Below are 9,606 nucleotides of genomic sequence, written 5' to 3' on the forward strand. Positions count from 1 at the left end.
CTTCTTGCCGTGACCGTCGTCCGCCGCTTCCGCCGCTTCCGCCGTTTCGGCAACACCGGCCGGCGCTTCACGTTCCGCTTCGGCGGCTTGGACGCCGTCGGCTACCAAGGCATCGTCTGTCGGCGCCGAAACGGAAGCACCTTCCACAGCAGCGCCATGTTCGCGGTCCCGGTGGTCACGATCCCCGTGTTCACGATCCCCGTGTTCACGATCCTTGCCGCCGCGCCGTCTGCGGCGCTTGCGGCGCTTGCGATCGCGGCCTTCGCCGTCCTCGCCGGACCTTGGCTGCTGCGGCTGCTGGACAGGGCGTGGCTGCTCGGCCTGCACCGGTGCCTCGTCTTCCTCCTCGAGGACGATCTCGTCCTCGGGTTCTTCCGGCTCGACATAGGCCGGGAAGGTGCGCGCCTCGACGAAGCCTTCCGGCTTTTCGGCCAGCGCACCGCGGAAGATGGCATAGTGTTGTGCACCGACCGTATCATCGGCTTCGATGGTGATGGTCACACCGAAGCGGTGCTCGAATTCCACCAGCGTGCCGCGCTTGTGATTGAGCACATAGAGCGCGGTCGCTGCCGGCGTCCGCACGGTGATGTGGCTGCGCGAATCCTTGAGCAGGAATTCCTCGATTGCCCGTACCACCATCAGCGCGACCGACGAATCGGAGCGCACATGGCCGGTGCCGCCGCAATGCGGGCAAGGCTTCATCGTCGATTCCAGCACGCTGGCACGGATGCGCTGGCGCGACATCTCCATCAGGCCGAAATGCGAGATGCGGCCGACCTGGATGCGGGCACGATCGTTCTTGAGGTGATCCTTCAGCCGCTTCTCGACGGAGCGGTTGTTGCGGTTCTCCTCCATGTCGATGAAGTCGATGACGATGAGGCCGGCGAGATCGCGCAGCCTCAATTGCCGGGCGACTTCCTCGGCAGCTTCCAGATTGGTGTGAAGTGCGGTGTCCTCGATCGAGTGCTCCTTGGTGGAACGGCCCGAATTGACGTCGATGGCGACCAGCGCTTCCGTCTGGTTGATGATGATGTAGCCGCCGCTCTTCAGCGTCACCTGCGGCTGCAGCATGCGGTCGAGCTGCGCTTCGATGCCGTTGCGCACAAAGATCGGCGTCGTGTCGCGGAACGGCTGAACCACCTTGGCGTGGCTCGGCATCAGCATGCGCATGAAGTCCTTGGCCTCGCGGTAGCCTTCTTCGCCGGAAACCAGGATCTCGTCGATATCCTTGTTGTAAAGGTCGCGCACCGAGCGCTTGATCAGGCTGCCTTCCTCGTAAACCAGGGCAGGGGCCGTGGATTGCAGCGTCAGATTGCGGACGTTTTCCCAAAGCCGCATCAAATATTCGTAGTCGCGCTTGATCTCTGCCTTGGTGCGGCTTTCGCCGGCCGTACGCAGGATGACACCCATGCCCTGCGGCACTTCGAGATCGGCGACCACTTCCTTCAGCCGCTTGCGGTCCTGCGCATTGGTGATCTTGCGCGAAATGCCGCCGCCGCGCGCCGTGTTCGGCATCAGCACCGAATAGCGGCCGGCCAGCGACAGATAGGTGGTTAGCGCTGCACCCTTGTTGCCGCGCTCTTCCTTGACGACCTGCACCAGCAGGATCTGCCGGCGCTTGATCACTTCCTGGATCTTGTACTGGCGGCGCACCGGCTTGCGGCGGTTGCGCACTTCTTCCAGCGCGTCTTCGGCGCCGACCGATTCGACCTCGTGATCGTCCGAATGCGAGGATTGCACCTCTTCCAGCATGCCGCGATCATTGTCTTCGGAGGTTGCCTCGCCGCTGGTCTCGGCCCCGCCCGTCTCGGCTTCGCTTGTCTCGACTTGCGGGACGGCTTCTGAGATTACGTCGGCATCGACGCTGGCAGCGATGGAACTGGAACCGCCTTCGGACGGCTCGGTCTCGCCGCGATCAGCGACTTCATCGCTCTGTCCGGCTGCACCCTCGCTCTGTCCAGCAACGTCGGACATGGTTTCGTTGTCGGTAGCGGCATCCAGCTTTTCTGCGACGGCACCTTCGCCGTTCTCGCCACTCTCACCGTCGGACGCGCCTGCCTCGTGCCTGTGCTCGCCGCGGTCACGGCTCTTGCCGCCGCGCCGGCGTCCGCGCTTGCCACGGTCGCGGCTCTGGCGGTCCTCGCCTTCGGCGGCTTCCTCGTCCTCTTCGTCCTGGGCTTCCTGTGCTTCCGCACGCAGCAGCGCCTGACGGTCGGCGACCGGAATCTGGTAGTAGTCGGGATGTATTTCACTAAAGGCGAGGAAACCGTGACGGTTGCCGCCATATTCGACAAAGGCTGCCTGGAGGGAAGGTTCGACGCGCGTTACGCGGGCGAGATAGATATTTCCTTTGAGCTGCTTCTTGTCCTGGGATTCAAAGTCGAATTCTTCAATTCGGTTACCGCGAACGACGACAACGCGTGTTTCCTCCGGGTGGGAGGCGTCTATCAGCATTTTGTTGGGCATTATTTCGTTTCCTCCCGGCAGCCGTCGGCCGCAGCTTGCGGGGCAATGCCCGCTGCCGTGGACCTGGAACATGAGTGCCGGACAATTGAACGTCCGCCGGCCGCTGCCTGAGCGCCATGGCGGTGCCGCCCGCAGCCGTAGTGGCGCGGTTTGTTGCGGACCTTTCCATGATTGCGCTTGAAGCCATCGTCACCAGCAGAACCTTTTGAACCAAAGCCCGGGAAAAACCGGACCAGCTTGTTTGCTCATACAGAGCCGGCACGGGACAATCCCGGCCGTTTTGCTCACGCAGGCGATTCCCCCGCCACGGGAGCACGCCTGCGAAAATCGTCGCGATCACCGATGCCTTCTTCGCCTGAAGCGAAAGGAGCCGTCTTGCGTCTGACCTGTAGCAGGAAGCTGCGGAGGAGGACGGTTCCAGGATTGCAGTGATCCACCATCGCTTTTATGATTTGGCGGGTTGGAAGGCAACCCCGATTCCCGATGCCGGCAAAAAGCCGTTCCGCAGCGGAAGCACAGGTCCCAAGCCTTCCATGAAAAGGCTTGGTTAACCTTCTCTGCATACCAATCGTTAATCGAGTTCGCGGCCTGCCGGCACTTTGACAAGTAACAGGGCACTTCGACAAGCGGTCGGGCATGACGCCAAAACGGGAGCGACTGGTAGAAAGATGGGACTGGCAGGCTTCGCAGACAAGGGCCGTCATCATGGAGGCTGGTTCTTCCGCACCGTCTGCCTGCCGTCGCTGATCCTGGCTTGCCTGGTCTTTTCGCCGCTTTCGCGTGCTGCCGACGCACCGCTTGGTGCCACGAGCTACAAGATGGCCGGCGATGCTACCAAGATGCGCATCGTCATCAATTTCGACCGCGAGCCCGACATCAAATGGTTCCTGCTGCGCGGCCCCGATCGCCTGGTCATCGATCTGCCGGCCACGAGATTCGCCCTCAACGCCAAGGATGTAAAGCCACGCGGGCTTGTCCGCGCAGTGCGTTACGGCGAACTCGGCGAGGGGAAATCGCGGCTGATTCTGACCGGTAAGGGACCGTTCGCCGTCGACAATCTCGACGTGCTCAAGAACCGTGACGGCAACGGTTACCGCATCGCTATCGACATGTCGGCGGCCTCGCAGCGAGAATTCGACGCTGCGCTCGCCAATCAGGCGCTGACGACCGGCTCGACGGTCTCCGCCGACAAGGCCGGCAGGGTCGGTACCGGGCCGGTCTCCAATCCGGGCCATCGTTTCACCGTCGTCGTCGATCCCGGCCATGGCGGCATCGACGGCGGTGCCGAGGGCCTGAACGGTACGGTCGAAAAGAACGTGACGCTCGCCTTTGCCATGGAACTGCGCGACAAGCTCGCCGCCAGCGGCAAATACGACGTGTTCCTGACGCGCGAAACGGACGAGTTCCTGCGGCTCGACGACCGCGTGCGCATTGCCCGCCAGCATGAGGCCGACCTGCTCATCTCGATCCATGCGGACACGATCAGCCTCAAGGGCATTCGCGGTGCAACCGTCTACACCGTGTCCGACAAGGCTTCCGATCCCGAGGCGCAGGCGCTTGCCGACCGTGAAAATCTTTCCGACCAGTTCGCCGGCATGGAGATCAAGGACGACAGCAAGGAAGTGACCGATATCCTGATCGACCTGATCCGCCGCGAGACGCATAATTTTTCGATGAGCTTCGCCCATACTCTCGTCGGCCAGCTTTCCACCAGCGTCGGTCTGATCAACAACCCGCAGCGTTCTGCCGGCTTCAAGGTGCTGAAGGCGCCGGACGTTCCATCCGTGCTGGTCGAACTCGGCTATCTGTCGAACGCCAAGGACGAAGCGCAGTTGCTCAGCACGGATTGGCGCAACAAGGCGACCCAGAGCATAACCAATGCAGTTGCCCTGTTTGCTTCGGCCAGAAGCGGAACGGGGGCCGGAGGCTGAAATGCCCACCGGCGCCCACAACCTGAAGCAGCGTTGCACGACGACAACACCCAGTGCTTTTATTTCCGGCATTCGAAACCGAAATCCCGCGCTGCCGTATTTTGCCCACATGGTCGCGACATGGATTTTGCGATTACGGTTTGGGATCGTCCCGAAAGCTTGCGTGAAGGGCGGCTTCGTTTAGGAAATTCCCGAACCAAGGACTGGAGCGGGTATGATTCGTCTCATTGGCTATTTCTTCGGCATCGGCACGACGCTGGCCCTTTTGGTCGCGGCGGGCGTGGCGATCTATATCGGCCATTTGTCGAAGGACCTGCCCGATTACGAGGTGCTGGCCAAATACGAGCCTCCGGTGACCACCCGCATCCACGCGTCGGATGGCGCGCTGATGGCCGAATATGCGCGTGAGCGGCGGCTTTATCTGCCGATTCAGGCGATCCCGGATCGTGTCAAGGCGGCCTTCCTGTCGGCCGAGGACAAGAATTTTTACAATCACCCCGGCATCGACGTGACCGGCCTTGGCCGCGCCATTGTCGTCAACCTGCAGAATGTTGGCTCGGGAAAGCGGCAGGTCGGCGCCTCGACGATTACCCAGCAGGTGGCGAAAAACTTCCTGTTGTCTTCAGATCAGACCTACGAGCGTAAGATCAAGGAGATGATCCTCGCCTTCCGCATCGAGCAGGCCTATTCGAAGGATCGCATTCTCGAGCTCTATCTCAACGAGATTTTCTTCGGCTTCGGCGCCTATGGCGTCGCCGGTGCTGCACTCACCTATTTCGACAAATCGGTGAACGAGCTCACCGTGGCCGAAGCCGCCTATCTCGCCTCCCTGCCAAAGGGGCCGAACAACTACCATCCCTTCAAGCATGCCGATCGCGCCTTGGAGCGCCGCAACTGGGTCATCGACCAGATGGTCGAGAACGGCTACGTCACGCATGAAGAAGGCGAGAAGGCCAAGGCCGAGCCGCTTGGCGTCACGCCGCGCCGCACCGGCAACTATCTCTTCGCCGGGGAGTATTTCACCGAGGAAGTGCGTCGCCAGATCATCGCGCGCTATGGCGAGAATGCGCTCTACGAAGGCGGTCTTTCCGTCCGCACGACGCTCGATCCGAAGATGCAGCTGATTGCCCGCAAGGCCATGCAGAACGGTCTCATGAAGTTCGACACGCTGCGCGGCTACCGCGGGCCGGTCACGAGCATCGACATTTCCGGCGACTGGGGCGTGCCGCTGGGCAACGTCAAGCGATTGGAAGACGTGCCGGAATGGTCGCTCGCCGTCGTGCTCGACAGCTCTGCCACCGGCCTGTCCATCGGCCTGCAGCCGACGCGCCAGATCTCCGGTGAAATCGTCAAGGACCGCGTCGAAGGCACGGTCAGCAAGGAAGACATGAGCTTCGCCATGCGCCACGTCGTCGATGGCAGGACCGTCAAGGCGAAGTCGCCGGCCGACGTGCTGAAGCCGGGCGACGTGATTTTCGTGCAGAAGAACGAGGGCTCGGACAACAGCTACAGCTTGCGCCAGGTTCCGGAAGTGGAAGGCGGCCTGATCGCCATGGATCCGCATACCGGACGCGTCCTGGCCATGGTCGGCGGTTTCTCCTACGCGCAGTCGGAGTTCAACCGGGCGACGCAGGCCATGCGCCAGCCCGGATCGTCGTTCAAGCCGATCGTCTATTCGGCCGCCCTCGACAATGGCTATACGCCCGCCTCCGTGATCATGGACGGGCCGATCACCATCCAGAGCGGCAACACGACCTGGACGCCCAAGAATTACGACGGAACGGTTGCCGGCCCGGCGACGTTGCGCTCCGGTATCGAGAAATCGCGCAATCTGATGACGGTGCGGCTTGCCAACGACATGGGCATGAAGCTGGTCGTGGAGTATGCCGAGCGTTTCGGCGTCTACGACCATCTGGCGCCGTATCTGCCGATGGCGCTTGGATCAGGCGAGACGACGGTGATGCGCATGGTGTCGGCCTATTCGATCATGGCCAATGGCGGCAAGTCGATCAAGCCGTCGCTGATCGACCGCATCCAGGACCGCTACGGCAAGACCGTCTTTAGGCAGGACGAACGCGGCTGCTCGAACTGCAACGCCGCCGAGTGGCAGAACCAGCCAGAGCCGGAGCTGGTCGACAATTCCGAGCAGGTGCTCGATCCGATGACCGCCTACCAGATCACATCGATGATGGAGGGCGTCGTGCAACGCGGCACCGGCGCCACCATCAACGAGCTCGGCCGTCACATCGCCGGCAAGACCGGAACGACCAACGACGAAAAGGATGCCTGGTTCATCGGCTATACGCCGAACCTCGTTGTCGGCCTTTATATGGGCTACGATCAGCCGAAAGGCCTTGGCAAGGGCGCGACCGGCGGCGGCCTTGCCGCGCCGATCTTCAAGGATTTCATGCGCGTGGCGCTGGACGGCACGCCCAATGTCGACTTCAAGGTTCCGGAAGGCATGAAGCTGATTGCGATCAATCGCAAGACCGGCATGCGAGCCAACGCGGGCGACGCCGGAACCATCATCGAAGCCTTCAAGCCGGGTACCGGTCCCGCCGACAGCTATTGGGTGATCGGCATGGGTGCGGACGGCTCCAACGCCACCGGCGGGGCGCTGTCGCCGCAGGCCAACCAGGCCATCCAGTCCGGCGGCGGCGGGCTCTACTGACAATCGCTGCATCGGGTCGGACCGGCTTGACGATGATGGTCGAGCCGGTCCATTCCGCTTTACAGGGGCCGGTACATTGCAGGGGCCGGCGCTTTACAGGAGACCGTGCCGTCCCTATGTATCGCGCCACCAAACCGCCATCCAGCAACAGGACAGAACAGCCAGCCATGCGCGCGGAAACGCAAAACATTGTCGACGAGATCAGGCAGGCAATCACCCTGCTGAGGAGGCATCTTTGACTGGGACCAAGCCATAAAGCGGCTTGAGTACCTGAACGTCCGTGCCGAGGATTCGAGCCTCTGGAATGAGCCGCTGGAAGCGCAAAAGCTGATGCGCGAGCGTCAGGGCCTCGAGGAAGGCATTGCCGCGGTCAAAGGCCTCACTCAGGCCCTGGAAGACAATATCGGCCTCATCGAGCTTGGCGAGGAAGAGGGCGACGAGGGCGTCATCGCGGAGGCCGAAGCGGCGATCCGCTCGATGCGCGGCGAGGCCAAGGCGCGCCAGATCGAAACGCTGCTGTCGGGCGAGGCTGACGCCAACGATAGCTATCTGGAAGTCCATGCCGGCGCCGGCGGCACCGAAAGCCAGGACTGGGCCTCGATGCTCCTGCGCATGTATACGCGCTGGGCCGAGCGCCGGCGCTTCAAGGTCGAGGTGCTTGAAGTGCATGACGGCGAAGAAGCGGGCATCAAGTCCGCCACGCTGCTGATCAAGGGCCACAACGCCTATGGCTGGCTGAAGACGGAATCGGGCGTACATCGTCTCGTGCGGATTTCGCCCTATGACAGCAATGCGCGCCGCCACACCTCCTTCGCCAGCGTCTGGGTCTATCCCGTCATCGACGATACGATCGACATCGACGTTTCCGAATCCGACGTCCGTATCGACACGTATCGGTCGTCGGGATCGGGCGGCCAGCACGTCAACACCACCGATTCGGCGGTGCGCATAACCCATCTCGCCACCGGCATCGCGGTTGCCTGCCAGGCCGAGCGCTCCCAGCACAAGAACAAGGCCAAGGCCTGGGAAATGCTGCGCTCGCGGCTTTACGAGGAAGAGCTGAAGAAGCGCGAAGCGGTGGCGAACGCCACCGAAGCGTCGAAGAGCGATATTGGCTGGGGCCACCAGATACGATCCTACGTGCTGCAGCCCTATCAGCTGGTGAAAGATCTGCGCACCGGCGTCGAGAGCACCAGCCCGTCGAGCGTGCTCGACGGCGACCTCGACGATTTCATGGAAGCCTCGCTGTCGCAGCGGATCGAAGGTGGCGCCGGCGAAACGGTGGCCGATATCGACTGAGGCGCCGGGCACCAATCCGGCAGGAACGTGGGTTCATCACGCGAGCGTTACGGCCACCGCGCGAGAGTGACGAGCTCTCAATTCGCACTTACCTGTCGTTCTACAACTTTGTTTTTCATCGGATTCTTCAAAATCGATTTCCGCTTTTGACGCGGATGTCTCGGGCCGCCGGTGCCAAGCCTGGAACCAGCGCGAGCCAAATCCCGTTATTGGCGATCCCGTTGCCGGGCTTGACCAGGTTTCGTCAATCAGGGCGGCAGGTTGGTTCCGATTGCAGAGGTCGGCGTTCGGTTGCGACAGCAATTGCTTGCGCCAACCAAGGAATCAGCCCAGCATTCATGCGCTGGGGAGGAAAAAAGCATTTATGGCCGGACGCGGCGTATCTGCGACCTGACGATCCGGCCACTGGGAAGACACGTTCCGGGAACGGGCAAGCGAGATGCTTGACAACCGTTGATAGGAACTGCGCTCATGCTTGCTCTCACAACCAGACCGGCCTCAGTCGCCCGCACGGCGCGCCGACTCCTGAATTCACTTGTCGCGGCAGTGGTTTTGATTGCTGCCGCCATTCCATTTGCGGCGCCTGCTCTGGCGCATGATGCCAAACCGACCGCGGCCATGCCGCAAGGCTGGAGCTATCCGTTCTCCTGCTGCTCGGGCTATGATTGCCGCGAGGTCTCTCAGACATCGATCAGCGAACGTCCGGAGGGCTATGTCATCAAAGGAACCGGGGAGGTCGTGGCCTATAGCGACAAGCGGATCAAGAATTCGCCCGACGGCGAATATCATTGGTGCTCCGTTGCCGGTGCCAATGACGGAAAGACCATCTGCCTGTTCGTGCCGCCATCGTCCTATTAGCGCATGACGCCCAAAGCTTGCCGACGGGGTGACCCGAGGGTGTGCGGCGGCTTTGGATCGATGAGCCTTCGATCGGCACTCCAGCACTGTTAACCTGCGCATCGCAGGCTCACAGGCCTGCTGACCGGCAGTTGTCAGGAGCGTTTCTTTATGCTGCCTTTGCCGTACGGGGCGGCGGAATTGTGAGGGACCAATTCATGACCATCAAGGCAAGCTGCCACTGCAAGGCGACGACCTTCGAGGTTTCGCAAGCGCCGCAGACAGTGACGCGATGCACCTGTTCCTTCTGTTCGAAAGTACGCATCCGGTGAAGACCGCAGACGTGCATATCCGATGCCATGAGGACCTGAGCACCGCGGTGCTGGGGTCAAGCTTTCGATG

6 protein-coding genes and 1 pseudogene are annotated in these 9,606 nt (G+C 61.9%); 6 read left to right on the top strand and 1 reads right to left on the bottom strand.

Translation table 11 applies throughout. The annotated features are described in order from the left end of the window. Nucleotides 1–2,466 (bottom strand): Rne/Rng family ribonuclease (locus NKJ35_RS30440; protein ID WP_352651320.1); only part of this gene is annotated, 2,466 nt, incomplete at its 3' end. Nucleotides 2,467–3,134: 668 nt separating this feature from the next. On the opposite strand from NKJ35_RS30440, the gene NKJ35_RS30445 reads away from it, so the two are divergent. From NKJ35_RS30445 to NKJ35_RS30470, 6 genes and pseudogenes are all read left to right on the top strand, one after another. Then, on the top strand, nucleotides 3,135–4,397 hold the full coding sequence (locus tag NKJ35_RS30445; protein WP_352651322.1) for an N-acetylmuramoyl-L-alanine amidase: 1,263 nt from the start codon (nucleotides 3,135–3,137) through the stop codon (nucleotides 4,395–4,397). 1 nt (nucleotide 4,398) lies between these two features. After that, nucleotides 4,399–4,581: a hypothetical protein gene (locus NKJ35_RS30450; RefSeq protein ID WP_352651324.1), complete on the top strand. Its 183-nt coding sequence runs from the start codon at nucleotides 4,399–4,401 to the stop codon at nucleotides 4,579–4,581. Nucleotides 4,582–4,611: 30 nt separating this feature from the next. Continuing rightward, a complete protein-coding gene (locus NKJ35_RS30455; protein ID WP_352508562.1) occupies nucleotides 4,612–7,068 on the top strand; it encodes a penicillin-binding protein 1A in 2,457 nt (818 codons plus the stop codon). A gap of 167 nt (nucleotides 7,069–7,235) precedes the next feature. Next, nucleotides 7,236–8,367 (top strand): peptide chain release factor 2 gene (gene prfB / locus NKJ35_RS30460; protein WP_352451084.1). Its coding sequence is split into 2 segments (ribosomal slippage): nucleotides 7,236–7,301 and nucleotides 7,303–8,367, totalling 1,131 coding nucleotides; the frame shifts between segments, so codons are not numbered across the junction. A gap of 471 nt (nucleotides 8,368–8,838) precedes the next feature. Further along, nucleotides 8,839–9,225 carry a hypothetical protein gene (locus NKJ35_RS30465; RefSeq protein WP_352651326.1) on the top strand — a complete coding sequence of 129 codons (387 nt, stop codon included), beginning with the start codon at nucleotides 8,839–8,841 and terminating at the stop codon, nucleotides 9,223–9,225. Between the two features lie 197 nt (nucleotides 9,226–9,422). Next, a pseudogene (locus NKJ35_RS30470) lies at nucleotides 9,423–9,521 on the top strand (GFA family protein); the annotation flags it as partial. Between the last annotated feature and the right edge of the window lie 85 nt (nucleotides 9,522–9,606).

Source organism: Mesorhizobium sp. M0136 (genome assembly GCF_040322515.1).
Taxonomy (GTDB): domain Bacteria; phylum Pseudomonadota; class Alphaproteobacteria; order Rhizobiales; family Rhizobiaceae; genus Mesorhizobium.